At 79.5% G+C, this 946-nt stretch carries 1 pseudogene; it reads left to right on the top strand.

The features are described from left to right. Window positions 1–946: pseudogene (locus DY245_RS32770) on the top strand (hypothetical protein); the annotation flags it as partial.

The following is a 946-nucleotide window of genomic DNA, read 5'->3' as shown; positions in this document are numbered from 1 at the left end:
GGCACTCCGCCGCGGAGCTCGCGGCGGCCCGCGCCGAGGATGCGGCGCAGGCGGCGGAGCGCGCGTACGACGCCGAGCGCCGGGCCGCCGAGTCCATCGGCGCCGAGCAGCGGCTCGCCGACCTCCTCGGCCTCCCGCAGGCCGAGGCCAGATCCCTCGGGGTGCCCGGCCCCCGTACGGCCACGCCCCCTACGGACCCGGGCGCCCCGCGCCGTCCCGCCGCCGGACCACTGACCGCCGAGGAGCTGGACCGCAACGCCGACGCGCTGCGCGAGCTGCTGGAGGAGGGCGTCACCGCCGCCGAACGGCAGCTGTTCGACCTGCGGACGGCCGCCGCCGACGACTCCCGGATCCTTGGCGCGCTGGGCGACGGCGGGCTGCTGCCCCCGGGGCCCGATGTGCTGGCCGCCGTGGAGTATCTCGGCGAGCACGGTGTCCCCGCGCTGCCCGGCTGGCGCTATCTCGCCCAGTCCGTCGCCCCCGCCGACCACGCCCGGGTGCTGGCCGCCCGCCCCGAGCTCGTCGACGGCGTGATCATCACGGACCCCGACACCCACGCACGGGCCCGCGAGGTGCTGGCTCAGGCCGCGCTGCTGCCGCGCTCGGCCGTCGCGGTCGGCACCGCCGCCGCGCTGCTCGCGCCCACGCCCGCCCCCGACGAGCGGGACACCGGCGTCTTTCTCGTCCCGCCGAACCCGGCGATGCACGACGAATCCGCCGCGGACGAGGAGCGCCAGGCGCTGCGAGCGCGCGCCATAGAGCGTGACGAGGAGATCCGGGCGCTGGCTGCCCGGCTGGCCGGGGACCGTGCGCTGGCCGCCCGGCTCGGCTCGTGGCGTACGGGCTGCCCGGCCGGCCGCCTCGGTGAGCTGGCCGCCGCCGCGGAGGAGACCCGGACGGCCGCGGAGGAGGCCGCCGCCGAGCTGGCCGAGGCCCGGACGGCCCG

This window comes from Streptomyces inhibens (assembly GCF_003389455.1).
GTDB lineage: Bacteria > Actinomycetota > Actinomycetes > Streptomycetales > Streptomycetaceae > Streptomyces > Streptomyces inhibens.
This window is presented reverse-complemented; position numbering and strand designations above follow the sequence as displayed.